This is a genomic window from Agrobacterium sp. 22117, from assembly GCF_052045735.1.
In the GTDB taxonomy this organism is placed as follows: domain Bacteria; phylum Pseudomonadota; class Alphaproteobacteria; order Rhizobiales; family Rhizobiaceae; genus Agrobacterium; species Agrobacterium cavarae.
The window spans coordinates 820515-844796 of record NZ_JBQEPP010000002.1 but is presented as its reverse complement, the minus strand read 5'-3'; the positions used below and the strand labels follow the sequence as shown (position 1 = coordinate 844796).

The following is a 24282-nucleotide window of genomic DNA, read 5'->3' as shown; positions in this document are numbered from 1 at the left end:
GATTACTCGATGATCGAGGCAACGATGCCGGCGCCGACGGTACGGCCGCCTTCGCGGATAGCGAAGCGCAGCTTTTCTTCCATCGCGATCGGAACGATCAGCTCGACTTCAACCGTGACGTTGTCGCCAGGCATAACCATTTCCGTGCCTTCTGGAAGCGAAACAATACCGGTAACGTCAGTCGTACGGAAGTAGAACTGCGGACGGTAGTTCGTGAAGAACGGCGTATGACGGCCGCCTTCTTCCTTCGTCAGGATGTAGGCTTCTGCCATGAACTTCTTGTGCGGCTTGACCGAACCTGGCTTGCAAAGGATCTGACCACGCTCAACGCCATCGCGCTGTACGCCACGAACCAGTGCACCGATGTTGTCGCCAGCTTGGCCCTGATCGAGCAGCTTGCGGAACATTTCAACGCCGGTAACAGTCGTCTTCGACGTCGCACGAATGCCGACGATCTCGACTTCTTCACCAACCTTGACGATACCACGCTCAACGCGGCCGGTCACAACCGTACCACGACCGGAGATCGAGAACACGTCTTCGATCGGCATCAGGAACGGCTGGTCGATCGGACGCTCAGGCGTCGGAATGTAGGCGTCAACCTGAGCCATAAGCTCGCGGATGGCGTCTTCGCCGATCTTCTTGTCGGAATCTTCAAGAGCAGCAAGTGCCGAACCCTTGACGATCGGAATGTCGTCGCCTGGGAAGTCGTAGGACGACAGAAGTTCGCGAACTTCAAGCTCGACGAGCTCCAGAAGTTCTGCGTCGTCAACCTGGTCAACCTTGTTGAGGAACACGACGATCGCCGGAACGCCAACCTGGCGAGCAAGCAGGATGTGCTCGCGCGTCTGCGGCATCGGGCCGTCAGCAGCAGAGCAAACCAGGATCGCGCCGTCCATCTGCGCAGCACCGGTGATCATGTTCTTCACGTAGTCGGCGTGGCCGGGGCAGTCAACGTGAGCGTAGTGACGGTTCGGGGTCTCATACTCAACGTGCGCCGTCGAAATCGTGATACCACGAGCCTTCTCTTCAGGAGCCGCGTCGATCTGGTCATACGCCTTGAACTCGCCGAAGTACTTCGTGATCGCGGCAGTCAAAGACGTCTTGCCGTGGTCAACGTGACCGATCGTGCCGATGTTGACGTGCGGCTTATTCCGCTCAAACTTGCTCTTTGCCATGTGAATTGCTTCCTGTGAACGTGAAGTAGTTTTCCCGGCGAACCGGTTTGGTGTCGCCGTTTAAGGCTTTGTAACCGAATGCGCAAGACTTAATTGTCGACGCGTGGAATCGGCAGCCAAAAGCAGCGCGATTGCCGGCATATGGGGATGTTTCACCGCGTTATCAACCACTTTAAGGAGCCCGTGACGCGGCTGAAGTACCGTTACTCTTTACCTCGATCCAATTCCTGTCATATTGCCAGCCGAAATCGCCAGGGGGAAACGGCGATTGAAACAGGCTCTAGCGCTCTTCACACATCACTTCGGCGTCGCTTTTCGCGCGGCCCTTTGCCTACGCTTCGGGATATAGAATGGAAATCTTTACAGCAGCTGGCTTCACCGCCTTTCTACAGGTCATCGCGATCGACCTGGTTCTCGCAGGTGATAACGCCATCGTCATCGGTCTGGCCGCCGCAGGCCTTCCTGCTCATCTGCGCCGCAAGGCGATCCTCGTCGGCATCATCGCCGCAACCGTGCTGCGCATCGCCTTTGCGGCGCTGACAGTTCAGTTGCTTGCTATCGTCGGCCTCCAGCTTTTCGGCGGGCTCCTGCTCGTCTGGGTGTGCTGGAAGATGTGGAGCGAACTTCGCGAACAAAACGCGTCTGCAGGAGACACGGTCACCGACGCGGAAGCCGATCTGACCAAGGGTCACAAGACGTTCTTCCAGGCCGCAACCCAGATCGTCATTGCCGACGTCTCCATGTCGCTGGACAATGTTCTGGCCGTTGCCGGTGCCGCACAGGACCACGTGACTGTCCTCATCATCGGCCTCGTCGTGTCGATCGCGCTGATGGGCCTTGCCGCCAACTTCGTTGCCAAGCTGCTCCACCGCTATCGCTGGATCTCCTATGTCGGCCTCGCCGTCATCGTCTACGTCGCGCTCAACATGCTCTATCATGGCGCTGTCGAAGTCTGGCCTTACGTCCAGCCCTACTTCAGCTAAGCGAGCCGGACCGCTCTCTTAATAATAAAGGGCAGCCCGAAACAGAATCTTTCGGGCTTCTCATCTCCATCGAAAGCGAAGGATACCAGGACTGTATCCGCCAAGTTGATTCTTCGCGGCCGCGTAAAGCGGCTCTAAAACAAGCCAAAGAACTCGCCTGTCCCTTCTGGTGATTGCCGTCAGCCTCACGCAAGCATAGAAGACCACTACTTTAGACATAACGAATAACCAAAAGGATGTCTGAACCCATGGCCTATGACTGGTCCGGCGGCCGTACACGGCGCTCTCGACAGTTAAAGATTGGCGCAGCACTCACCTTCATGCTGTTGGCCGCGTTGGTTGCGCAGTTCGTCTACTACACCGCGAGCTAAACCCCGAATAAAATGCTGCGGCCTTTGGCAAGACCGCAGCCCATCCCAGCCAAACGTACGTTTGTCCAAGCGCTCGAAAGAGTCTTCTATATCCTGGCAGCGCCGCAGTTCTTGCACCCGAACAGCGAATCTCGAGCAGCACGTCTAATCCTACAGTCTCCGCGCCTTCCGGAGCGGCTAGGCAGACGTTGAGTCGCACACTCCCCTCGCATTTCCTCAGACCTTGAAATTACAAGGAGGATAGACCCCACTCGGGGCGCTCCACCGTGACCTCTTCGAGGTCAGGTATCGACGACAGGCTGCGAAGGGCTGAGATCATCCGTTCAGTGCTGCGGTGAGCAGCCACGTCAGTTCATAGTGCGGATCGTCATCTCAACCGACTTCACCAAAATCGCGATGCAGTCGGTGATTCTGCGGTCATCGCTGATCCGTCTCACAGAGAGACGAGGAATCAGGCAGACGATGTTTCGTGATTGAAGTTCGAACGCGGAACGCCTCAACGCAAAACATCGACGTCATCTGCAATCGAACAAGATCTATGTAGGGGAAACGTGTTTGGAGCGGGTAGCGGGAATCGAACCCGCGTATTCAGCTTGGAAGGCTGCTGCTCTACCATTGAGCTATACCCGCGGCGGTGATTTCGATCCGTGCAGAATGGTGGAGGGAGTTGGATTTGAACCAACGTAGGCTGAGCCAACGGATTTACAGTCCGTCCCCTTTAACCACTCGGGCATCCCTCCAGTATTCTGCGAGGATCAAGCGACCAAGCTTAGTCCAGATGTCCGTTCGGCGCTGCGCCGTTCGTCGTCTGTGGCCGCGTATATGACGGCCCTTCATCGTTCTGTCAACACGATGCGGGTCGAAATTTCAGGAAAAAATTCGAGCAGTGTCAAAGCCCTGTGGATGGCGCCAGCTCATGCGGTGGGGACTGGTGCGGATGACCCGGCAGCGATATAAAGCGACATGAGCAAAGACGATCCCAAAGATAAATCCACCCGCGACACGCACTATGCCAACCTCCGACGCGCGGTGCGCGACGGTAAGCGTGAGCGCGGAGAAATCCCCACGCCGCCGCAGCAAAAGCGCCGCAACAAGGGCGCAGATGACTGGAAGCCGCCGCAGCTTGGCGCCGACCAGGTCTATCTCTACGGCCTGCATACGGTGCGTGCGGCCCTTGCCAACAAGGAACGGCAGATCATCAAGCTGTCCGTGACGCAAAACGCGTTCGCCCGGCTGGAAATCGGTGAAGCCACCGCCCAGCCCTTCCCGGTCGAGATGGTTGCGCCGCAGGACATCGATAAGGTTCTTGGTCCGGACGCCATCCACCAGGGCGTGATGCTGGAAACCCGGCCGCTGCCGGTTCGCAAGCTTTCGGCCCTGAAAGACAGCCCGCTGATCCTGGTTCTCGATCAGGTCACCGATCCGCACAATGTCGGCGCCATCATGCGCTCGGCAGTCGCCTTCAATGCCGGTGCCCTGATCACCACCATGCGCCACAGCCCGACCGAATCCGGCGTGCTAGCAAAATCCGCCTCCGGCGCGCTGGAAATGATCCCCTACATCCAGATCACCAATCTCGCCGATGCGCTGGGTGAACTGCACAAGCTCGGCTTCACCTCCATCGGCCTCGACTCCGAAGGCCCCGCTCCCATTGAGCAGACCTTCAGCGGCGACAAGATTGCCTTGGTTCTCGGTGCCGAAGGCAAAGGCCTGCGCCAGAAGACGCGCGAAACGGTCACGCATCTGGCGCGCCTCGACATGCCCGGCGAAATCAAGTCGCTGAACGTCTCGAATGCGGCTGCCATTGCGCTCTATGCAACGCGGCAGTTTTTGACGAAGGCGTAGGGCCATCGCGTGATTCACGAGAACTTAAACAGCCATGGAGAGACAACCCAATGAACCAAGCCCCCAAGCCCACCGGTGAACTGACGCTTCGCACGCTGGCCATGCCGGCCGATGCCAACCCGGCAGGGGATATTTTTGGGGGCTGGGTCATGTCTCAGATGGACTTGGCAAGCGGCATTCGTGCTGCCGAACGGGCGCGCTGTCGCGTGGTGACGGCGGCGGTGAAGGAAATGGCCTTTGAGCTTCCCGTCAAGATCGGTGACACGCTGTCCATCTATACCGATATCACCCGCACCGGGCGCACCTCGATCACCCTTTGCGTCGAGGCATGGGCGCAGCGCTCACGCTACGACAAGCTGGAGAAGGTCACGGCTGGCACCTTCATCATGGTTGCCATGGATGAAAACGGTACGCCAACGCCGCTTCCGCCGCTGAATTCGGTCGAAACTATCGAGGTCTGAGACCCACTGCCGCCCTCGGGCCACGTTGGGATAGCCACGGGATAGCTTGATCTCGCTTCCCGGCACGCCTCATCAGTCCATTACCGATCTAGCATCGCCCCTTCGGACTCGCGATCGAGTCCGAAGGGGCGATGTTTTCACTTTGCCTTATCTCCCAATCATAGCTCATTGACAGAGAATTAGCCCTTGCTATGTTGCAGTGCAGCGACGTGGAGAGCCTGATGACGGACACGGTGACGCGACCGACCCTGTCGGAACGAACCGATGCAAAAATACGAGAAGTTCTGACCGGAGAGCGACGCGGTGTCGGCTCGCTGCTGCTCTTTGCTGGACCGGCTGTCGTTGCCTCAATCGCCTATATGGACCCTGGCAATTTCGCAACCAACATCCAAGCGGGCTCCGGCTATGGCTATTCGCTGCTATGGGTCGTGCTGATGGCGAATCTGATCGCCATGATGTTCCAGGCTCTATCGGCCAAACTCGGCATCGTCACCGGACGCAATCTGGCGGAGATGTGCCACGACCAGTTCTCCACACCGGTCAGGATTGTCATGTGGATCGTCAGCGAAATCGCAGCCATGGCGACCGATCTGGCGGAGTTCCTTGGCGGTGCGATCGGTCTGTCGTTGCTCTTCGGCATGCCGCTGCTTGCCGGCATGGCGGTCACGGCCGTCGTCACCTACGGTATTCTTCTCTTCGATGGGCGCGGTTTCCGCCCAATGGAGCTGATCATCGGGGCTTTGGTCTCCGTTATCGGCATCTGCTATGTCATCGAGATGTTCATCGCGCCGGTTGACTGGGCCGCAGCCGGTCTCGGCGTGATTACCCCCTCCATGCCGGATGCAGCGGCGCTGACGATCTCGGTCGGCATTATCGGAGCGACGGTCATGCCCCACGCGCTCTATCTCCATTCCGGCCTCACACAGCATCGTGCCACGGCCCGCAACGACGCCGAGCGAAAAACACTCCTGCGCTTTTCCAACTGGGAATGCGTCATCGCCCTTGCCGTCGCAGGGATGGTCAACATGGCGATGGTGATCATGGCGGCGGCGGCTTTCCATGCCGGCCATACGGATGTCGCCGAGATCGAAACCGCCTATCACACGCTTACGCCGTTGCTGGGCGGAGCCGCGGCCATGGTATTCCTCATTTCACTGATGGCCTCGGGCATGTCGTCTTCCGCCGTCGGCACCATGGCGGGGCAGATGATCATGCAAGGTTTCGTCGGTTTCCATATCCCGATCTGGCTGCGCCGCCTTGTCACCATGCTGCCGGCATTTGTCGTCGTGCTGATGGGCGTCAACACCACCGATGCGCTGGTCTACAGCCAGGTCGTGCTGTCCTTCGCCCTGCCGATTCCAATGATCGCGCTCGTCATGTTCACCCGCAATCCCGCGATCATGGGCAGCTTCGCCAACAAGCGGTTGCTCGACATCGCAGCGATCGTAGGCACCGTCATCATCCTGTGCCTCAATGCAGTGCTGCTGCTTCAGACCTTCGGCGTTCCGGTCCCAGGCCTGGGCTAAGAGCACTTCATCAATACTCTGGAAATTCACAGGCTATATGAGATGATCATAAAGCATCTCGCGCAAAAGTGTGCAGCGGTTTTGCGATAACGAGATGCGACAGAACAAAGAACGAAAGCGTAAGGCGCGAATCTGAAGGATCGCGACACGCTTCAAAGCACGTCGCGCAAAAGTGTTCACCGGTTTTGCGATAACGACACGCGACAAAACAAAGAACGGAAGCGTGAAGAGTCTCGACCGATGAAGCAGCCCATCCCCAATGAAAGCCGACTGTCTTCCACCGAGGTGGAAACGCATGCCGAAGCTTTTCAGAAAAGCCGGGAGGCACGTCGCAGCGAACTCATGGAAGACTATGTCGAGCTGATCGCTGACCTGATCGAGCATTCCGGTGAGGCACGTCAGATCGATATTGCCCAACGTCTCGGCGTCAAGCAGCCAACCGCCGCCAAGATGCTGAAGCGCCTTGCTGAAGAAGGACTGATCACGCAACGGCGCTATCGCGGCATTTTCCTCACCGAAGAGGGCCAGCAATTGGCCGAGCAGACGAGACGGCGCCACGAGATCGTCGAAGCGTTCCTATGTCGTCTTGGCATCGATCCGGACACGGCACGGGCCGATGCCGAAGGAATTGAGCACCATGTCAGCGAAAAGACGCTGAAGGCGTTCCAACGCTTTCTCGAAAAAGAGTAGAGACCCTTGGTCCGATCGAACGCCGCTCATATCTTGAGGTAAGCCGACGACCTGTCGAAAGACAGTCCCGGGAAAATACCATTGGTCAGGGCTTCGCTACCGACATCGAACTGGCGGTAGAGCATGGCGGCAGCGACTTCGCGCACGTCGCCGGTCGGCATCAGGTCGCGATCGTCCAGCAACTTGCCGTCACCGAGGCCCGGCCATTTGCCAAGAACACGACCGCCCTGAATGCCGCCGCCTGCGAGAATGGCGACGCCGCCCGTGCCATGGTCGGTTCCACCAGTGCCATTCTCCCTCGCCGTACGGCCAAATTCCGTCATTGCGAGGACCGTTGTCTTCTTCCACACATCGGGCCCAAGGGCATCTTTCAGCGTCGTCAACGCAATGGTCAGATCCTTTACGGTGCGCGCAAACTGCGCCTTCTGTCCCGCATGCGTGTCCCAGCCATCAACAGAAAAGCTGGCGATACGATAGTCCTCGCGCAGCATGCCGCCAGCAAGCTTGGCAATATCGCGAATGCCCTGCCCGCGCTTCTCATCCTGAAACAATTGCTCGGCCGCCATATCGGTGCGCAGCGCTTCGGCCAGCACCCGGCTGAACTCCGCGTCATTGGCATAGAGCCGCTTGAAGAAACCGACTTCATCGGCCGCCATCGTCATGTTGGAGCTAGAGGCCCAGACATCCGCCTCGTTCGGCCCAGATAGAATGAGCTCCATCGATGTGTTGATATCGATTGCCTTGCGATCTTCGGATCGCGGGATGGCAGACAGCGCCCGGTTCAGCCAACCCGTGCGTTCGCCACGCACCGCCTCTGCGCCGCTTTCGAGCATGTCCTGCCCATCGAAATGGCTGCGCTGGTCGCGATAGGGCGTTGAGACCGCATGGACGAAGGCCAACTCCTTCGCCTGCCACATCGGCATCAGCGCCTCTGCCGCAGGGTTCAGGCCGAAATGCCCGTCGAGATCGATCAGACCTTCATCGGGCTTCAGCGCCAATGTCGGGCGAAATTGGGCAAAGGCGGGGTCGCCATAGGGCTGCACCAAATCGAGCCCGTCCATCGCACCGCGCAGAACGATCGTCACGAAGCGGTTTTCGCCCGGCATTGCGGCGAAACTGACCGGAGAGAAAGCTGGCACAGCGGCCGCACAGCAAGCGGTCATCAAGAAGCCGCGGCGGCTCAACATCATATCCTGAGAGAAGGCCATGTCCTATCTCCTGTTAAATTCGGGGGAAGACAGCGCCAGCGTCAAACCACTGACCCGGTTCGGCGCCTGCCCAACCACTCGGATCGTGTCGTCGCGCGCCTGATCGGCCAGCGACACTTCAAGAAGCTTTTTCGGCTCCATATCCTTGCCGAGCGCGCCGGATGCCTTCCGCGCCCAGAGAATGCGCTCGCTCATCTGGCTGGGCGAAAGCCACGAGGCAACGCCCTCCTCGAAGCCCGCGGGGCTCGGGGGCTGCCACACCGGCTGGCCCATGCGGCGAAGGGCTGCCACCGTCAACGTCCGGGCAAGACTGGCCTTCGGCTTCGGCAGTTGCGCCGGATCGGAGGGCATCGCTGCTTTCATTTCCGCAGTCGGCTTCTCCATCGCCATCTGCGCGCCGTCGCCTTGCATGGCGGGCGCCATGTCATCGCTTGCGCTCTTCAATGCCTGCTTGGCCGCAGCCGCGACAGGCGTATCGAAGGGCGTGTAGCTATCATCACCATCCGGAGACATGCGCTCGCGCCAATTCTTCCTGGTGATGCCAAAAGCGCGAAGTCCGGAGACGACATAGTCGAAAGGCAGCTTCATCTTGGCACCGGGCTCCTGCCAGGCGCGCGGATGGTTGAGCATGGCGGCATAGACCTTCGCCAGATTGCCGTCGCTCGCCTTCCACTCTTTGACCATCGCGGCAATCACATCCGGCGGCGGATTGTCGGCGATGAAGTGGGCCACGAGTTTGCGGCAGATATGCTGCGCCGTTTCCGGGCGGCTTGCCAGATCATCCAGCATGACGAGACAGTCATCAGCCGATCGCGGGTCGCCACCGTAGTTGACGCCGAGCACCTTGATCTCTCCAGGTTCTGCCATGCGGGGGCGAAACATCATCTCGTAATGATCGTCCACGGTCATGCCCGTCAGCACCAGCGCCGCAGAGCGCACATCGGTTTGCGTATAACCGCTGCCCGCACCCATCGTGTGCAGCTCGATCAACTCGCGCCCGAGATTTTCATTCAGACCCTTCTTTCGATTTGTCGCCGCTGCCGATTGCGGGCCAGTCGATTGCGCCTGATCGAGATAGATCAGCATGGCCGGATGCAGAACCGATGCCTGCAACAGATCGCGAAACGATCCCGCAAGATGTGGGCGAATGGCTTCGACCTCATAGAGCGGCGTGATCATCCGCATCGGGAAGGATTTGTGCGCATTGACGGAGAAGTGGTCGAACCAGAAGGCCGAAAGCCTCTCGTGAAACCCATAGGATGAGAAGGCCGCCTGAAGCACCCGGGCAAGACTATCGCGTTGAAAGCTCTGCTCCGCCTTGCGCTGCAATTGCTGGCGCGCCGCGCGATCAGTCTCGGCATCATTGTCTTTCTTGGCGATCTTCAGCGCCTCAAACCCCTTGGCGAGGTCGTCTGCCCTTTGCCGCGCATCAAAAGCACCGCCAATTGGAAAGAAGCTTTCCTTCAAAGGCGCATCCACGAGCTGCACCAGCAGATCGTCCGTGTTTCGGCTGAGTATCTGGTCCGGCGCAAGACCGTAACCATAGCGGATCGCCGCCATCGTTGGAGAAAACGGAGCCATGCCTGCCACTCCTGCCAACTATCGAGAGCAGCAGAATCCCCGTCAATTCGGGCAAAAAACGTGCAGAATGGCGGCATTTTGCCGACATGGACAATTTGTAATCCGTGCCAAGGCAGTAGCATTGGCGCAGGATTGCTCGCCAATGCGATGCATTTAGCCTGAGAGACCTGCCCTCACCGTCTACGCAGACGAAACACCACGCGCCGATACTGTTGTCACCTGCGCCGCGCAGTGAATCGACAACGGTGACGTTGGAACTCGAAGCGGTTTCAGGGGTGAGGCTCACAGGTTGAATGCGGCTTGACCAGACTTCGGCGAAGGTGGAGAATCGCTGAAGCGAGGGCGCAAGGGCGGTCCAAACAGCGCGATCAACAACAAGGCGAAGAAGCGCAACGCGATGGCAGTGAAGTTCGGTCTCTTGTGCCTAGCGGCAACACTAACTTTTTTTTCCCTCGCCTACGCGGATAACGTTACTTGCCCGCCATCAATCAAGCCGAGCAATCCGATCAATCAAAGGGATTACCGGGGTCGCGAGCTATCCAAAGAATACTTCTTCAACGCGTCAGGAACTTGGCTCAAAGTGCCGCTGGGCCACCTAAGCCCGTGGTATGGTGCCCCTTTGGAGGACATCACGCCTGCAACGCCGGGTGCTAGTGAAAAGCGTATGGGTACAGGGATCAGCTACGCCTTCTGGATGCCGACATTGCGCTGGCCAGAAAGGGACACGCTGTCAATAGCGTCCTCGCGCTTCTGCGAGAATGGAAGGAAGATGCCGGAGGATGGCGATTTCATCGTCATTGCTTCAATCGAAAACCCATGGTTGCCTCTTTCCACGTCTCCACTGAGAGACCGTCTCCCAGCGGAGCGCCTTGAAAACACCAAGAAGAACCTCGGTGCCGAGTTCTCTGGCACGAAATATGACCTCAATTACTATGACGGATCAGAGGAAGCACCATTTGATCACTTTTTCTCCGGCAGCGAGCCGTCGGTAATCTTGCAGTGCGCTAAGGCCGAGCGCGTGCCAAACCCTATCTGTTTCGGTCACGTGTGGTGGAGTATGGAAAACCTCGGCCTAACTGTGCAATTTTCCCTCTTAGACCTACCCCGATGGCGCGAAAATATCGACGCGGCCTACGAACTCGCTCATCGCTGGCGCAAAGCGGCGAATAATGGAACGGTGGCAGAATGAAAGTCCGGCACGACTCAAAAAGGGGACGTTCCGCTTTCCTCACGCTCCCTTTTCTTTATCCATTATTGCTAGGTCCGCTCGCTGGGTGCACCGATAGGGCAATACTGGCAGAGTCATGTGGTATGATTTGGAATGACGCCTGGCGAAAGGCCAAGCAGGGTGACCCTGCCGCGCTAGAAAGACTCTCAAGCGAGTTCTTAATCGGGCTCTTGGATCCACCTGGACCCGACCCCCGCAGTGGCAGGTCCGCCAAAAAACAGTCTCACGCGCTGGTTCTAGCCATCTACGCTGCCGACCGCGGCGCTAAGATGAACCTGGACATAATAGTGCGCGAGTTCGCCGCACAACCCGATCCCATCTACATCGATGTAACCAGCGGCCGGATCACTTACAAACGTCTGTCAGAGAGCGGCAAGTCTCGCGAGCTGCTTCGCCTCTGCCGGGATGGTGATACCCAAAGATGCGTCGCAGCAGTCAAACAGAGTGATCTCATTCCATCACCTGATCGATATGCGAGCGCAATCGATCGCGAACTTCAGACTAAACCTGTGTCATGTTTCCGCCCCTACATATAATCGTAAGGAAGCCAAGGGGCGCTTGATGTCTGACGGATTTGGCGTGGCTAGCCGACATTAACCCGTCCGCACGAGGCCTGAGACACGTATTCCCCTGCCGCCTTTGTCGCAGTGACATCGTGGCGAAACTGTGCCACTGCATTTGCCATGAAGCTTATTCGCAGGATCATGCAGGATCGCAGTTCGGCTAGCGCTGTCGCAGTGCTGGCCCTGCTGCTTTTTCTGCTGCAAGGCCTTGCGAATGGCGTTGCCCATGGCAGCATGGCGGCCACGGTCCTTGCGGCCGATGACATTATCTGTGCCGCTCATTTGCCGGATGCCGGTACGCAGAAGCAATCGCCTGCGGAGAAGCTCGCCAATAGCTGCTGCGGCACACTCTGCCGCCTTGCCTCCACATCCTTCACCGCCTTGCTCGCAAGCCCGACCGAGATTGCCGGGCGCATCGTTCCGCATGTTCACGTCACCTTGTGGCGCTGGACTGAGAACAAGATCGCTGCGCCGCCGACGCGCGAGCAGCAGCCGCGCGGGCCTCCCTCCTTGTCTCACGCATGATCCGGCGCGCTTCTCCCGAACAGGGGAAGGCACGGAGCACAATCAGCCTCCTTGCTGGCTACGGGCGTATCGCGCTGAAATTGCCTCAAATGCTCACGGCGATTTTGCGATCCGACCTCTGTGTTGAAATCTCCAGCGGGTACGTCGCCGACAGGATAGATGCGACTGCCTGCACCGTTTGCGGAGCCAATAATGTCCATCAGCACCACCTCCCTGGGTGAGCGCGTAAGCGCGCCGTCATCGCTCAATCTCTATCGCGCCGTCTGGCGCTGGCATTTTTACGCCGGTCTCTTCGTCCTGCCATTCATGATCACGCTTGCCATCACCGGCGGGCTTTACCTCTTCAAGGATGAGTTGGATAACGCCATCCATGCCAACCTGAAGCGGGTGACCGTGGTGGAGAACGCCACCGCTGCCCTACCCTCCACGATCATTGCCAACGCTGTGGCGGCTGTACCCGGCACCGCCGTCAAACTCACCAAACCGGCCGATCCCGGTGCGTCGACAGAGGTCACCGTCAGCACGCCTCAGGGCAAGCGCGCTGTCTATGTGAATGGCTACACGGGAGAAGTCCTCGGCTCCCTGCCGGATCGCGGCACCGTCATGTGGACGATCCGCACCCTCCACAGCCTCAAATATTTCGGTACCTATGCCCGCTACCTGATCGAGATCGCCGCTGGCTGGTCGATCCTGCTGGTCGCCACCGGCATCTATCTCTGGTGGCCGCGCAACCAGACCGGCGGCGTGGTGTCGGTTCGCGGCACGCCGAAGAAGCGGGTCTTCTGGCGGGATATGCACGCGGTCACCGGCATTTTCGTCGGCGCCTTCATCGTCTTCCTCGCTATCACCGGCATGCCGTGGTCCGGCGTCTGGGGCGCGAAGGTCAATGAATGGGCCAATGGCAGCAATTTCGGTTATCCGGCAGGCGTGCGTGTCGATGTGCCAATGTCGGGAAATAGGCTCGACGATGTGTTGAAAACCTCATGGTCGCTGGAGCAGGCAAAGATACCGACCTCCGAAGGGCACGATCATGGTCAGCACATGGAGCCCTCGCCCGCCATGCCCATGGACCACGCGGCCATGAACCACGAGCCCGCCAACCAGATGCCAGCCCCCATCGGCATCGACAACGCCGTCGCGCGCTTCGATGAACTCGGCCTCGCAGCCGGTTATGCCGTGGCGCTTCCGACGAAGCCGGAGGGCGTCTATAGCGGATCGGTTTACCCGGACGATCTTTCCAAACAGCGGGTCATTCATCTGGATCAATATACCGGCAAACCACTGATCGACATGCGCTACGCAGATTACGGTCCGCTCGGTCGCGGGCTGGAATGGGGCATCAACGTGCATATGGGTCAGCAATTCGGCTTTGCGAACCAGATCGTGCTGGCGCTCGCCTGCCTCGCCATCATCCTACTCGCCGTGTCCGGCGGTGTCATGTGGTGGAAGCGCCGCCCCAAGGGCTCGCTCGGTGTTCCACCGATGCCGCAAAGCAAAGGCACACTTTACGGGCTTGCCGCTATGCTCGCAGCGGGCGGGATCATCTTTCCGCTGGTCGGCGCGAGCCTGATCGTCATGCTTCTCCTGGATCTCGCGGTGCAGAAGCTCGGACAGCGAAGAAAAGCCGCCGCAACATCCTGAACCGATTCTGGCTCGAGTGACGACAGATAAGCGTCATCCGAGCCGATAGGCCTTGCAGACACGATCGTCCGTCGTGCGATAGGTGCGAAAACCGATGGCTTCGTAATAGGCCTGCCCCATATCATTATCGGCGCCAATACTGGCGTCGATATCCTTCAGACCGAAGGCCTCAGCAGCCTGAAGCGTTGCCCTGAACAGCGCCTTACCAGCACCCTTTCGCGCCGCGAACGGGCTGACATGCGTGCCGATAATGCCCCAGCCTTCTGCCACGCCGTATGGATTGCCGGCAGCGGTGGCGAGCTTCAGCGACTGGAAGCCGAGAATGCGCCCGTCCTCATCGACGGCGACCGTACAGGCGATCCGGTCGGGGTCTGAAATATAGGTGTTCGTGACCGTCTCGACATCCGTCGGCGTCTTGCGCAGCCCAGCCGCAAAAATCTCGTTCTGCACCGCCGCCATTCCTTCGGCATCATCTATCGTTGCGGGACGGGTGATCATGGCACTACCTCTTTTCTGCAAGCTTATAGACTTGACCGCGATCCCGCCGCCCGACAGCAACGACAAGAACCAGAACCTCTTTGTCTCTCACTTCATAGACCAGCCTGTATCCGGCACCACGCAGTTTGATCTTGTAACGATCCTGATGTCCTGAAAGCTTCGCGGAAGGGACGCGCGGGTTTTCCAATCGTTCGGCCAGTTTCTTCTTGAAATGCTCGCGCGTATTGCTGTCGAGCTTTCGCCATTCCTTCAGAGCGGCCTCTACGAAGCCGAGTTCATAGCTCACTGAGCTTGACCCTGATAACCTTGTCGTCCGTCCGGGCATCGGCGAGCCTATTGAGCTCGATGTCGTCAAGCCGTTCCATCATGGCCTCGTAGACCTTGGCAGGTACGCAATAGAAAGCCGGCTCGTTGCGGTTCAAGATGGCGACGGCGGCCCCCTCGCCAGCTGCGACCGTTCCCATAGGGTTTTTTTTCAGCTCCGATACGCTGGCCGTCATTTCAGCCAAAACAACATGTGCCATACGACATCTCCAAACCTTTTGAGAGTGCTTACAATAGCACCCACAACAGGTCTTTCAAGCACCTAATGCCAAAAAGAGCAATGGTGTGCTGACCGCGCGCAAGCAGATTGGATGCGGAGCGACCAATCTGCAGCATCCTTCAAGACAGACCGGCGACAGCGCTCAACGGCCAAGGAGCGAAGCCCTTCGCCACCTTCAATCGCGCGGAACCAGTGACCCAAACACGTTGCCTTTTTGTACTCATTTTTTCACGCGCACCTCTTCCTTTTGAGGTTTAAGCGCTCCATATTCTGCCCATGGCCAGATCACCGAAAAAATCCTCCGAAAGCTCCCGCTCCAATGGTTTTGAAGAGATGCCCCAGGCATCCTTCGAAGGCGCTCCCCTCTCCGGCTCTGTTGCCGATTGGGTGAAGCAGCTGGAAGCGGAAGCCGAAGCGACCTCTGTGGAAACCCAGCGCGAAGTCGCTTCCAAGGCGGGCAAGCACCGCAAGAAGATCGAGATCGAAGCGCGCAAGGAAGCGGAAAAGGCTGCCGCCAAGGCAAGCAAGATGCCGACGGCGTCCAAGACCTCGCGCGGCGTTTCCATCGGCGGCTCGTCCGATCCGAAGACGCGCGCCGCCGCTGGCCTCAACCCGGTGGCCGGAATGGATGTCTCGCTGGAAGACGCCAAGTCGCTGGCGCCCGGTGCGGTCACGGCCACGGTGGATGCGCTCTCCAAGCTGATTGAAAGCGGCAATCCGCTGTTCAAGGATGGCAAGCTGTGGACGCCGCACCGTCCTGTCCGCCCGCCGAAATCCGAAGGCGGCATCGCCATCGAAATGGTCACGGAGTACAAGCCCTCCGGTGACCAGCCGACAGCAATTGCCGATCTGGTGGAGGGCATCAATTCCGGCGACCGCTCTCAGGTTCTGCTCGGCGTCACCGGCTCGGGCAAGACCTTCACCATGGCCAAGGTCATCGAGGCGACGCAGCGCCCGGCGGTCATCCTGGCGCCGAACAAGACACTGGCCGCCCAGCTCTATTCCGAGTTCAAGAATTTCTTCCCCAACAACGCGGTCGAGTATTTCGTCTCCTATTACGACTACTACCAGCCGGAAGCCTATGTGCCGCGCTCCGACACCTATATCGAGAAGGAATCCTCGATCAACGAGCAGATCGACCGGATGCGCCACGCCGCCACCCGCGCGATTCTGGAACGAGACGACTGTATCATCGTCGCCTCCGTCTCCTGCATTTACGGTATCGGCTCGGTGGAAACCTACACCGCTATGACCTTCCAGATGCAGGTGGGCGACAAGCTGGACCAGCGCCAGCTGCTGGCCGATCTCGTGGCACAGCAATATAAGCGGCGCGACATGGATTTCCAGCGCGGCTCCTTCCGCGTGCGCGGCGATACGATCGAGCTTTTCCCCGCCCACTTGGAAGACGCCGCCTGGCGCATTTCCATGTGGGGAGACGAGATCGAGAGCATCACCGAATTCGATCCGCTGACCGGCCAGAAGACCGGCGATCTGCAATCGGTCAAGATCTACGCCAACTCGCACTATGTGACCCCGCGCCCGACGCTGAACGGCGCAATCAAGTCCATCAAGGAAGAGCTGAAGCATCGTCTGGCCGAGTTGGAAAAGGCGGGCCGTCTTTTGGAGGCGCAGCGCCTGGAACAGCGCACCCGCTACGATATCGAAATGCTGGAAGCCACCGGCTCCTGCAATGGCATCGAAAACTATTCGCGCTACCTGACGGGCCGCACCCCCGGCGAGCCGCCGCCAACCCTGTTCGAATATATCCCGGACAATGCGCTGATCTTCATCGACGAATCCCACGTCACCATTCCGCAGATCGGCGGCATGTATCGGGGCGACTTCCGCCGCAAGGCGACGCTGGCCGAATATGGTTTCCGCCTGCCCTCCTGCATGGACAACCGCCCGCTGCGCTTCGAGGAGTGGGACGCCATGCGCCCGCAGACGGTCTCCGTCTCCGCCACGCCCGGCGGCTGGGAGCTGGAACAATCCGGCGGCGTCTTCGCCGAACAGGTCATCCGCCCGACGGGTCTTATCGATCCGCCGGTGGAAGTGCGCTCCGCACGCACGCAGGTGGACGACGTTCTCGGCGAAATCCGCGAGACCGCCGCCAAGGGCTACCGCACGCTTTGCACCGTGCTGACCAAGCGCATGGCGGAAGACCTGACCGAATATCTGCACGAACAGGGCGTTCGTGTGCGCTACATGCACTCGGACATCGACACGCTCGAGCGTATCGAGATCATCCGCGACCTGCGTCTCGGCGCCTTCGACGTGCTGGTGGGCATCAACCTGCTGCGCGAAGGTCTGGACATTCCAGAATGCGCCTTCGTTGCCATTCTGGACGCGGACAAGGAAGGCTTCCTGCGTTCCGAAACCTCGCTCGTCCAGACGATCGGTCGCGCCGCGCGTAACGTCGATGGCAAGGTCATCCTCTACGCGGACAACATCACCGGTTCGATGAAGCGCGCGATGGAAGAAACCAGCCGCCGTCGTGAAAAGCAGATGGCCTATAACGAAGAACACGGCATAACGCCGGAATCGGTCAAGGCCAAGATCTCCGACATTCTTGATTCAGTTTATGAACGCGACCACGTAAGGGCCGATATTTCCGGCGTTTCCGGCAAGGGCTTTGCGGATGGCGGCCACCTCGTCGGCAACAATCTCCAGGCGCATCTCAACGCCATGGAAAAACAGATGCGCGATGCCGCAGCCGATCTCGACTTCGAGAAGGCCGCTCGCCTGCGCGACGAAATCAAGCGCCTCAAAGCCGCCGAACTCGCCGCCATGGATGATCCGATCGCGAAAGACGAAGCACGATCACAAGAGGGCGGAGGCAGGTCCAGAAAAACTGGATCGAGTGCCAACCGCGGGTCGATCTCCCCTGTTGAGGGGCAGATGTCCGGCAGCACAGAGGGGGACAACCCGAGCACACCGGAAAAATCCCTTTTCGCCAAACCGTCGCTGGACGACATGGGCCCGGGCACAGACATGGTGAAGCCGCTGTTCCGCAAGAACACGCTGGATGAAATGACCGTCGGCCGCACGGAAAAACCCGTCCGCGGCGTGGCGCCGGAAAAACCGACAACCGAATCCGGCAAGCGCTTTTCGCCGCTTCTGGAAGGTCAGCCGGAACGCGCAACGGGCGACAAGGACGATCCACGCCCGCTCAAACGCGGCAAGGTCGGCGTCGGCTCCTATGAAGACCCCGGCGAGCAAAAGCGCAAGGGCCGCACCAAGGGCAAGACAGGCAGACCGGGGCAATAGCCCACGCACAGACAGAACGCGGGAACTTTCAAGCGCGCGACGGCATTCCCGTTGCGCGCAATGAAACGGAGGGAGAAGCGCCATGCGGCTGCACCACCTTGCTCTTTCGGCCCTGGCTCTCGCCTGCTTCGCCTCACCCGCCCTCGCCGGCACGCTGACTGGCGCCACGTTTCACAGCAATGCGCTGAACGCCGATCTCCCGGTGAACATCTATCGCCCGGATGGCGAACCGCCAGAAAATGGCTGGCCGGTGCTCTATCTGCTGCACGGCCATGATGGCGACCAGAACAGCTGGCGCGATCTCGGCAATATCGAAAAGACGCTGGACGGCATGATCGCCGCCGGCACCATTCGCCCGCTGGTCGTGGTCATGCCGGGCGTGAAGAACAGCTGGTACGTGAATTCCGCCGCCGTCGATGGCCCCGGCGATTACGAGACCGCCATCACCGGCGATCTGCGTGTCCATGTCGAAAAGACGCTGCCGGTGCGCAAGGATGGGCAAGGCCGCGCCATTGCGGGCCTCTCCATGGGCGGCTTCGGCGCGCTGCATCTGGCTTATGCGCACGAAGATCTTTACGCCGCAGTCGCCAGCCTGTCGGGCGCCATCTGGCAGAACGTCCCCGCCTCCGATCTCGACAAGACCCCGGCAGAGTTGAAACTCATCCAGGACAGCGCCTTCTTCCACCGCGTCGATCGCGCCACCATCACCAGCGGCATCGTCCTGCCCTCGACCGGTGACCACTTCTCCGGCGCCTTCGGCACACCTTTCGACGCAAGGCTCTTCAACGAAAAAAACGTCTTCACCCTCGTCGCCCAACACATCGCCGAATCCCAGGACCTCCCCGCCACCTACCTGACCGTCGGAGACGACGACGGCTTCTACCTCTGGCGCGGCGCGGTTGCCCTGCACGAAACGCTACAGGCCGACAACCGCAAATCGGAATTGCGGATTACCGATGGCGATCACGTTTGGTCGTTGTGGAAGGTGTCGATTGTCGATGCGTTGAAGTTTGTGGATGGGGAGTGGAAGTGAGACGGTAGCGAAATTAGGGTTCATAGCTCAAAATAGTGTAGGTTGACGCTCAAGTGGGACCCCTATGCCGTACACTCGACGCATCTTCGTCTGGAACTCGGTCTGGCCGCCGTAGCTCGGGTGTCGTACTTGGAGATGCTCTCCTCGCAACTGAGTCGTCCACCGAGCTGCATCATTCCCGATTGCGACAATTCGGTTAACAGGAAATATCTCGACTAATTCTTGTAGGAAGGAGAAGCCCAACTTGGCTTCAGACGCGGAGTGTTGGCGATTACTAAAAACATTGTCTGAGCGGTGAGGATGAAAGGGGAACACGTTCCAAGTCAGGATTGGACGGGCCAGCACCGACAAAATTTCGAAAATGTTGGCGGCAGTTCTCTCTTTCACTGGCGGCCCACTTGTGGCTCTTTGAAGCTGGGGCAAGCCAAGATGCACCGCGTACAAATCTAAACTGTATTCGTCTGTTAGCGCCAGACCGGTTCGCCTGCCACCTCTGTAACCGAGATCCCGCCCTACCCACAAATCGACACTAGGCTTATCCTTGAGAGCGTCAAATATTGTTAGAAGATTTTTCGTCCTTATAGATGGCGCGTTCTCCCGGTCAAACACCTCGCACTTATCGCAGTATGGGTTGAAACAATCCGGCAATCCAGTGCCAGCCAGCCGGTCCACAAAATTGAGAATCTTTGTCACGCAGAAATCCTGCTCCATCCTAGTGGCTCGCCACAAAAGCCTCGCTCCGTAGAATGTAGCAGCCAATGTGCAACGTCCTCAGGCGAGCATCCTCTGAGCTTGGTGCGGTGTCCTCGCCCTCTCGCGATAACGGGCGAAATCTCTTCCGGAACGGTTATTGCAGCACGCCCATAATACCCGAAATCCGAGCCGACAAGTATACGTGAAGTGCTACCCGTATCACGTTTTATGTTTCTCGGATTAGGACGACCGTCTGGGAGGCTATGGAACGACCATTCTTGAACTATCGCACCATGGTCATCCCTGTGATAGATATTATCACCATAAAACTTGATGAGACTTCCGTTCACAACAGGCTTCTTCCGTTGGAACCTTGGATCTTTCCAATAGTGATCAAAATTGGTCGTCTCTTCGACCAGCATCCAGTAGATGAGCTTTCCTGAAACAGCTGAATTCGCGGAACCAAAACCCAAGATAAAATCGCCTGTTTTCGCTACCCGCCTTATAACGGGTTTGCAGTTGGCCAGCGTGCAAACGCCATAGAACGGATTGGGCGAGAAGCCCATATCGTGGTCGATCACGTATCGATAGATTTTCATCAGCAGTTATGATGCTTTCGGTTGGTTTTTGGTAGTGGCTGATCGTTGTGATCCACTTGAACACTATCGTCGCCCTTCAGGGCGTCCGCAAACCCTGTTCCGCCGAGTGAACAGTTCGCTGAACAATATTTTTTCACGATCTCCGCCGGCTCGAGTACCTCATCAAGATAAACACAGACCAATCTTATGCCTGCAGCTACACAGGAAATAACCCGTCTTTCCTCCTCAACAACGCTTGTTTCACGAATGATGAGTATTCCTAGAGACGCATCAGCAGGCAATGAAATGTCGTTAGACGGCCACCTTCTTATCTCCACTACACCAGCAGAAGCCGATGCTAGCAGATCGATCTCGTGATCGGTCACAGGTTCATTCACAACATACGCGACCATTACTCTACCTCCATCAGCGACATATTGAGGTCGACCTCGATCACACCTCCGCCGTTCTCCCCAAGCCTCTTAAAAGCTTGTGCGCCTTCATGTATCGCTTGTCGCCACGACGAAGCAGAACAATTTTTGACTTCGAATTTTGATGTTATCTTTTGGATTAGCGTCACCAACCGCAATGGCACCGATTCTACCGTTGGAAAAAACTCTGCCTCCTCAGCGTGAGCAAATACGAGAGCTGCAACAGCCTCTTCAACAATAGCAGCTCGCGCACCGTCCTCATTCTCATCCACCAAAGGAACAGACTTTCTCTTCTTTTTTAGAAGTCTCCGAATGACGGGAGACCAATGTAGATGCGCTAGGAACGCCAAGTGAAATGCGTCGTGGAAACGGTATTTGTCTTCGTCGTGAGAATTATCAGAAAGAGAATCGCCGAGTTGAATGCCGTTATAAAACATCGAAGCACGGCCTTCCTGATCAAGAGAAAACTCCACCCTCATTCGATCAGGAAATCTCTCCGCCTCAGGATACCGCTCATCAAAAAAAGGGGATTCGCTTCCACCGAAGAATCCATTAGCTTTCACCAAATTTTGCTCAGCAACTTCAGCGAGATTAATGTTGTAATGGGTAGCTACTGCAGCCAGGTACCACAGTAGATCGCCAATCTCTTCAGCCAATTCGTTTCGAAATTGAGTCTGTGACGGCTTATCTCTAAGTTTTTTCTTGACAACGGAATACAGTCCACCGACTTCACCGGCCAGACCAAGCAAAGATATCAGAGGATGCTTCGTAACGTTAGTCTTCGCGGCTTCATCTTGGTAAGTTTTAATGTCCATAGCGCCCCCCAGTGATCGGTATTCTATCACTAAGCTGAATGCTGTCTACCCCAGGGTTGAGTACGAAGATAAAAATAAAACCTATGAGTTTGCAACATGCGCTGGAACCAATTCTGCCCCCACCCGTTCTTCCCCCGAACAAAATGTTCAGCATACAAAAGGGAAGAAACATTCATGAAAAACAAGGTTTTCGCACTCGCTGCCGTTGCAGCTCTGACCTCCTCCGTCGCTTTCGCCCAGACTGCTGCACCTGCCGCTCCGGCTGCAACTGCACCAGCCGCTGCCGGCGCTGATGCGATGATGTCTGGTCCAGGCTTTACCATGGGTACGAAGCCAGCTGGCCCGTTGAAGTTTGTCAACGTGCAGAAGACCGACCTGACCGCTGATCAGCTCGAAGGCATGAACATCTACAATGCCCAGAACGAAGAGATCGGCGAGATCGAAGACGTTGTCATCGGCGACGGCAAGGCCGTCATCGGTATCGTTGCCAGCGTTGGCGGCTTCCTCGGCATCAATGAGAGCTATGTTGTTCTCGACCCGACCTCCGTTGCCATCAACAACGACAATGGCACGTGGAAGGCTCACGTCGACACCACCAAGGAAGCGCTGCAGAACGCGCCGAAGCTGGACTACGACAAGCTCGACGATTGATTGATCGCACGCGCCCTCGGGCGATCGATCAACGGCCCCTGTGCTCTAAGCGCAGGGGCCTTTTTTATGCGCGGTTGAGGCCTCGAGTGTGGAGAGATGATCGCTTCCCATGCATTGCCGCATATCGGTTGTCTCGGGGTTCCGTGGAGGGAGATCGTCTCGAGAGTCACACGCGGTGTGCACGGGCAAACCACGTACAGCATCGGCCCGAAAATCGGACTCGATTTTCGGAAAACACAATGAGCCGGTTCAAAAGATCAAGCGTCCGTGGTGCCTCCAATACGGCGCACGGCGCTTTAGCATCACGCGCATCCGCAAGCCGCTTGCCCGCTCACCATCACTTCGCTTATCGTCCCCCGCATCATCAACAGGACTCTCCGCTTGCCCAGTTTCCGCCCCCTCGCCGCCCTTGCGGGCTTTTTCCTGGCATCTCTGATACCCATGGCGGCGCAAGCTCAAGCCGCGAACTGGCAACCCTCCGAACAGATCAAGACGTATGCCATATCCGGCAGTTCCGGCATCGAGCTCTATCGATCCATCGGCGAGCGTGGGCCACAGGCCGGTGTCCAGGCCGTTGCCCATACTACCTTCAAGCTGACTTGGCGGCGCGATTACCGCCCGCAGCCGAATGGCGCCTGCATCCTGGCGACCGCGCGACCCAACCTGACGATCATCTACACATGGCCCAAGGCGCCGGCGAAACTGCCGGCGGATGTTGCGGCCAGCTGGCAGCGCTTCATTGCCGGCGTGGAAAAGCACGAACGCGTGCATGGCGAGCATATTCTCGACATGGTGAAGAAGATCGAGGCCTATAGCGTCGGCCTGCGGGCGGAAGACGACCCGAAGTGCCAGAAGGTGCGCGCCGTCTTACAGCAGCGTCTGAAGGAGCTTTCAGACGAGCAGCGCCAGCGCGGGCGGGATTTCGACAAGGTCGAACTCACCAATGGCGGCGCGGTGCATCAGCTCATTCTCGCACTGGTCAACGGTCCCTGAGGAGCGTCCGGCGTAGGCCGGTCATGTTTCACATCTCAATATGAATCGCAGACCGCAGGCATCCACGTGGCGGGGAATTGCACCACTGCGCTTGGGCGAACGACGTTACTCCGCCGCCTCGCCCTTCAGCACAGGCTCGGCCAAGATAGCCCGTTCCAGCTCATAGGAATAGCCTTCCAGCATCGTATAGGCCTGTTCGATGACCTCGATCTGATGCTCGGCATTGCGGATCGCTTCGGCAAGCGACTGGCTGCGTGCGCGCAGCATGGAGCCAAGCACATCCGTTTCCGGCTTCATGCCAAGCCGGTCCATGTGCTTGCGCACGCGGGTGCGATGGCGCTCAAGCTCGAGAATATGGAAGCGGCTTTTGAGAATATCGTCGGTCAGCTTGCGCCGCATGGCCGCGACCGGATCGAAACTGCCCGGCTCGCGCTCATCGAGAATGAACTCATTGACCAGCGTTTCCAGCATCAACAGGCCCTTCAGATCCTTCGGATCGGCCAGTTGCGGATCATAGCCGGTATCGTCGAACACCTTGCGGCGCACCGGGTCCTTCAACAGATCATAGGCCAGTTGCAGCTTGGCAAACTGGTCGGCATCCCCGCCGCTGTCCGGATGGGCATTCTTCGCCGCCTTGCGATAGGCAGCCTTGATCGCAGCCTCATCGGCCTCGCGCTCAACACCCAGCAAAACATAAGGATCGATCACCGAAACACCTGTACTCGCATTACCGAAATCCGCCTTTGCGGGTGAGACCACGCATAAGGGCTGGCGGGATCATACGCAATTTTCACCAGCCACGGCACCCCTCGCCTACGGTTTTGAACGTAAAACGCCAAACCACGGAAGAGCGCGCAGCAACTGAAACGGCGCGCCGAAGCCAATTACCCGCAAATTTGTCCTGCGCGTGACCATGATAGGCGAAGGAGGGACAAAATTGTGGAAAGCCCGGCAATAAAGAAATCAGGGGCAACGGGAA

At 58.2% G+C, this 24282-nt stretch carries 24 protein-coding genes and 2 tRNA genes; 13 read left to right on the top strand and 13 right to left on the bottom strand.

Going from position 1 to position 24282, the window contains the following annotated elements; translation table 11 throughout:
* Positions 1 to 2: 2 nt before the first annotated feature.
* Positions 3 to 1178, bottom strand: a complete 1176-nt coding sequence (tuf, locus tag ACTJKV_RS08430) for an elongation factor Tu (protein WP_111851116.1) — start codon at positions 1176 to 1178, stop codon at positions 3 to 5.
* 350 nt (positions 1179 to 1528) lie between these two features.
* Between tuf and ACTJKV_RS08425 the strand changes: the two genes are divergently transcribed.
* Positions 1529 to 2161 carry a TerC family protein gene (locus ACTJKV_RS08425; protein WP_062426609.1) on the top strand — a complete coding sequence of 211 codons (633 nt, stop codon included), beginning with the start codon at positions 1529 to 1531 and terminating at the stop codon, positions 2159 to 2161.
* 236 nt (positions 2162 to 2397) lie between these two features.
* Positions 2398 to 2532 (top strand): hypothetical protein, encoded by a 135-nt coding sequence (locus tag ACTJKV_RS08420; RefSeq protein ID WP_272865792.1) that lies wholly within the window; start codon positions 2398 to 2400, stop codon positions 2530 to 2532.
* 556 nt (positions 2533 to 3088) lie between these two features.
* Here ACTJKV_RS08420 and ACTJKV_RS08415 read toward each other — a convergent pair.
* Positions 3089 to 3162: transfer RNA gene (locus ACTJKV_RS08415), tRNA-Gly, on the bottom strand.
* A 25-nt stretch (positions 3163 to 3187) separates the two neighbouring features.
* A tRNA-Tyr gene (locus ACTJKV_RS08410) sits at positions 3188 to 3272 on the bottom strand.
* Between the two features lie 223 nt (positions 3273 to 3495).
* Here ACTJKV_RS08410 and ACTJKV_RS08405 point away from each other — a divergent pair.
* From ACTJKV_RS08405 to mntR, 4 genes are all read left to right on the top strand, one after another.
* Entirely contained in the window at positions 3496 to 4377 is an 882-nt protein-coding gene (locus ACTJKV_RS08405; RefSeq protein WP_113227179.1) for a TrmH family RNA methyltransferase, read from the top strand.
* A gap of 50 nt (positions 4378 to 4427) precedes the next feature.
* Positions 4428 to 4838 carry an acyl-CoA thioesterase gene (locus ACTJKV_RS08400; RefSeq protein WP_062598528.1) on the top strand — a complete coding sequence of 137 codons (411 nt, stop codon included), beginning with the start codon at positions 4428 to 4430 and terminating at the stop codon, positions 4836 to 4838.
* Between the two features lie 221 nt (positions 4839 to 5059).
* The gene (locus ACTJKV_RS08395) at positions 5060 to 6364 is read left to right on the top strand and encodes an Nramp family divalent metal transporter (RefSeq protein ID WP_333631829.1); all 1305 of its coding nucleotides are present in this window, start codon (positions 5060 to 5062) and stop codon (positions 6362 to 6364) included.
* Positions 6365 to 6604: 240 nt separating this feature from the next.
* Positions 6605 to 7054 (top strand): manganese-binding transcriptional regulator MntR, encoded by a 450-nt coding sequence (gene mntR, locus ACTJKV_RS08390; protein ID WP_440598598.1) that lies wholly within the window; start codon positions 6605 to 6607, stop codon positions 7052 to 7054.
* Positions 7055 to 7080: 26 nt separating this feature from the next.
* Here the strand turns inward: mntR and ACTJKV_RS08385 are convergent, their stop codons facing one another.
* Positions 7081 to 8262 (bottom strand): DUF1501 domain-containing protein, encoded by a 1182-nt coding sequence (locus ACTJKV_RS08385; RefSeq protein ID WP_440598597.1) that lies wholly within the window; start codon positions 8260 to 8262, stop codon positions 7081 to 7083.
* Positions 8263 to 8265: 3 nt separating this feature from the next.
* Positions 8266 to 9843 (bottom strand): DUF1800 domain-containing protein, encoded by a 1578-nt coding sequence (locus tag ACTJKV_RS08380; protein ID WP_440598596.1) that lies wholly within the window; start codon positions 9841 to 9843, stop codon positions 8266 to 8268.
* Between the two features lie 397 nt (positions 9844 to 10240).
* On the opposite strand from ACTJKV_RS08380, the gene ACTJKV_RS08375 reads away from it, so the two are divergent.
* The 3 genes from ACTJKV_RS08375 to ACTJKV_RS08365 all read left to right on the top strand — a co-directional run bounded on the left by ACTJKV_RS08375 (position 10241) and on the right by ACTJKV_RS08365 (position 13800).
* Positions 10241 to 11032: a hypothetical protein gene (locus ACTJKV_RS08375; RefSeq protein WP_130979455.1), complete on the top strand. Its 792-nt coding sequence runs from the start codon at positions 10241 to 10243 to the stop codon at positions 11030 to 11032.
* A 722-nt stretch (positions 11033 to 11754) separates the two neighbouring features.
* Positions 11755 to 12159: a DUF2946 family protein gene (locus ACTJKV_RS08370; protein ID WP_440598595.1), complete on the top strand. Its 405-nt coding sequence runs from the start codon at positions 11755 to 11757 to the stop codon at positions 12157 to 12159.
* Positions 12160 to 12351: 192 nt separating this feature from the next.
* Positions 12352 to 13800 (top strand): PepSY-associated TM helix domain-containing protein, encoded by a 1449-nt coding sequence (locus ACTJKV_RS08365; RefSeq protein ID WP_440598594.1) that lies wholly within the window; start codon positions 12352 to 12354, stop codon positions 13798 to 13800.
* A 33-nt stretch (positions 13801 to 13833) separates the two neighbouring features.
* Here the strand turns inward: ACTJKV_RS08365 and ACTJKV_RS08360 are convergent, their stop codons facing one another.
* From ACTJKV_RS08360 to ACTJKV_RS08350, 3 genes are read right to left on the bottom strand one after another with little or no spacing between them, the layout of a single operon-like run.
* Positions 13834 to 14298 carry an N-acetyltransferase family protein gene (locus ACTJKV_RS08360; protein WP_440598593.1) on the bottom strand — a complete coding sequence of 155 codons (465 nt, stop codon included), beginning with the start codon at positions 14296 to 14298 and terminating at the stop codon, positions 13834 to 13836.
* Between the two features lie 4 nt (positions 14299 to 14302).
* A complete protein-coding gene (locus tag ACTJKV_RS08355; RefSeq protein WP_113227187.1) occupies positions 14303 to 14584 on the bottom strand; it encodes a type II toxin-antitoxin system RelE family toxin in 282 nt (93 codons plus the stop codon).
* A complete protein-coding gene (locus ACTJKV_RS08350; RefSeq protein WP_112360163.1) occupies positions 14574 to 14822 on the bottom strand; it encodes a type II toxin-antitoxin system Phd/YefM family antitoxin in 249 nt (82 codons plus the stop codon). Before ACTJKV_RS08350 ends, ACTJKV_RS08355 begins: the two co-directional genes overlap by 11 nt.
* Positions 14823 to 15118: 296 nt before the next feature.
* Here ACTJKV_RS08350 and uvrB point away from each other — a divergent pair, with 296 nt between their 5' ends.
* Positions 15119 to 18109 carry an excinuclease ABC subunit UvrB gene (uvrB, locus tag ACTJKV_RS08345; RefSeq protein ID WP_440598592.1) on the top strand — a complete coding sequence of 997 codons (2991 nt, stop codon included), beginning with the start codon at positions 15119 to 15121 and terminating at the stop codon, positions 18107 to 18109.
* 82 nt (positions 18110 to 18191) lie between these two features.
* Positions 18192 to 19142, top strand: a complete 951-nt coding sequence (locus ACTJKV_RS08340; RefSeq protein WP_274102248.1) for an alpha/beta hydrolase — start codon at positions 18192 to 18194, stop codon at positions 19140 to 19142.
* 27 nt (positions 19143 to 19169) lie between these two features.
* Here the strand turns inward: ACTJKV_RS08340 and ACTJKV_RS08335 are convergent, their stop codons facing one another.
* The 4 genes from ACTJKV_RS08335 to ACTJKV_RS08320 are packed head-to-tail and all read right to left on the bottom strand — an operon-like array spanning position 19170 to position 21659.
* Entirely contained in the window at positions 19170 to 19835 is a 666-nt protein-coding gene (locus ACTJKV_RS08335) for a uracil-DNA glycosylase (RefSeq protein WP_274102247.1), read from the bottom strand.
* Positions 19832 to 20434, bottom strand: a complete 603-nt coding sequence (locus tag ACTJKV_RS08330) for a hypothetical protein (protein ID WP_274102246.1) — start codon at positions 20432 to 20434, stop codon at positions 19832 to 19834. Before ACTJKV_RS08330 ends, ACTJKV_RS08335 begins: the two co-directional genes overlap by 4 nt.
* Complete coding sequence (locus ACTJKV_RS08325) at positions 20434 to 20826, bottom strand: hypothetical protein (protein WP_274102244.1); 393 nt, start codon at positions 20824 to 20826, stop codon at positions 20434 to 20436. The genes ACTJKV_RS08330 and ACTJKV_RS08325 overlap by 1 nt, the downstream gene beginning before the upstream one ends.
* A complete protein-coding gene (locus ACTJKV_RS08320; RefSeq protein ID WP_274102242.1) occupies positions 20826 to 21659 on the bottom strand; it encodes a nucleoside triphosphate pyrophosphohydrolase family protein in 834 nt (277 codons plus the stop codon). The genes ACTJKV_RS08325 and ACTJKV_RS08320 overlap by 1 nt, the downstream gene beginning before the upstream one ends.
* A 174-nt stretch (positions 21660 to 21833) precedes the next feature.
* Here ACTJKV_RS08320 and ACTJKV_RS08315 point away from each other — a divergent pair, with 174 nt between their 5' ends.
* Both ACTJKV_RS08315 and ACTJKV_RS08310 read left to right on the top strand, forming a co-directional pair.
* Positions 21834 to 22310 (top strand): PRC-barrel domain-containing protein, encoded by a 477-nt coding sequence (locus ACTJKV_RS08315; protein ID WP_062440716.1) that lies wholly within the window; start codon positions 21834 to 21836, stop codon positions 22308 to 22310.
* Positions 22311 to 22751: 441 nt separating this feature from the next.
* On the top strand, positions 22752 to 23303 hold the full coding sequence (locus tag ACTJKV_RS08310) for a DUF922 domain-containing Zn-dependent protease (protein WP_116492331.1): 552 nt from the start codon (positions 22752 to 22754) through the stop codon (positions 23301 to 23303).
* Positions 23304 to 23408: 105 nt separating this feature from the next.
* On the opposite strand, the gene ACTJKV_RS08305 is transcribed toward ACTJKV_RS08310, so the two are convergent.
* Positions 23409 to 24011, bottom strand: a complete 603-nt coding sequence (locus tag ACTJKV_RS08305) for a J domain-containing protein (protein ID WP_062426650.1) — start codon at positions 24009 to 24011, stop codon at positions 23409 to 23411.
* Positions 24012 to 24282: the final 271 nt, after the last annotated feature.

Coding starts and splice junctions, on each gene's coding strand:
- tuf (WP_111851116.1), bottom strand. CDS start 1,178: ATGGCAAAGAGCAAGTTTGAGCGGAATAAGCCGCACGTCAACATCGGC.
- ACTJKV_RS08425 (WP_062426609.1), top strand. CDS start 1,529: ATGGAAATCTTTACAGCAGCTGGCTTCACCGCCTTTCTACAGGTCATC.
- ACTJKV_RS08420 (WP_272865792.1), top strand. CDS start 2,398: ATGTCTGAACCCATGGCCTATGACTGGTCCGGCGGCCGTACACGGCGC.
- ACTJKV_RS08405 (WP_113227179.1), top strand. CDS start 3,496: ATGAGCAAAGACGATCCCAAAGATAAATCCACCCGCGACACGCACTAT.
- ACTJKV_RS08400 (WP_062598528.1), top strand. CDS start 4,428: ATGAACCAAGCCCCCAAGCCCACCGGTGAACTGACGCTTCGCACGCTG.
- ACTJKV_RS08395 (WP_333631829.1), top strand. CDS start 5,060: ATGACGGACACGGTGACGCGACCGACCCTGTCGGAACGAACCGATGCA.
- mntR (WP_440598598.1), top strand. CDS start 6,605: ATGAAGCAGCCCATCCCCAATGAAAGCCGACTGTCTTCCACCGAGGTG.
- ACTJKV_RS08385 (WP_440598597.1), bottom strand. CDS start 8,262: ATGGCCTTCTCTCAGGATATGATGTTGAGCCGCCGCGGCTTCTTGATG.
- ACTJKV_RS08380 (WP_440598596.1), bottom strand. CDS start 9,843: ATGGCTCCGTTTTCTCCAACGATGGCGGCGATCCGCTATGGTTACGGT.
- ACTJKV_RS08375 (WP_130979455.1), top strand. CDS start 10,241: ATGGCAGTGAAGTTCGGTCTCTTGTGCCTAGCGGCAACACTAACTTTT.
- ACTJKV_RS08370 (WP_440598595.1), top strand. CDS start 11,755: ATGAAGCTTATTCGCAGGATCATGCAGGATCGCAGTTCGGCTAGCGCT.
- ACTJKV_RS08365 (WP_440598594.1), top strand. CDS start 12,352: ATGTCCATCAGCACCACCTCCCTGGGTGAGCGCGTAAGCGCGCCGTCA.
- ACTJKV_RS08360 (WP_440598593.1), bottom strand. CDS start 14,298: ATGATCACCCGTCCCGCAACGATAGATGATGCCGAAGGAATGGCGGCG.
- ACTJKV_RS08350 (WP_112360163.1), bottom strand. CDS start 14,822: ATGGCACATGTTGTTTTGGCTGAAATGACGGCCAGCGTATCGGAGCTG.
- uvrB (WP_440598592.1), top strand. CDS start 15,119: ATGGCCAGATCACCGAAAAAATCCTCCGAAAGCTCCCGCTCCAATGGT.
- ACTJKV_RS08340 (WP_274102248.1), top strand. CDS start 18,192: ATGCGGCTGCACCACCTTGCTCTTTCGGCCCTGGCTCTCGCCTGCTTC.
- ACTJKV_RS08330 (WP_274102246.1), bottom strand. CDS start 20,434: ATGAAAATCTATCGATACGTGATCGACCACGATATGGGCTTCTCGCCC.
- ACTJKV_RS08325 (WP_274102244.1), bottom strand. CDS start 20,826: ATGGTCGCGTATGTTGTGAATGAACCTGTGACCGATCACGAGATCGAT.
- ACTJKV_RS08320 (WP_274102242.1), bottom strand. CDS start 21,659: ATGGACATTAAAACTTACCAAGATGAAGCCGCGAAGACTAACGTTACG.
- ACTJKV_RS08315 (WP_062440716.1), top strand. CDS start 21,834: ATGAAAAACAAGGTTTTCGCACTCGCTGCCGTTGCAGCTCTGACCTCC.
- ACTJKV_RS08310 (WP_116492331.1), top strand. CDS start 22,752: ATGGCGGCGCAAGCTCAAGCCGCGAACTGGCAACCCTCCGAACAGATC.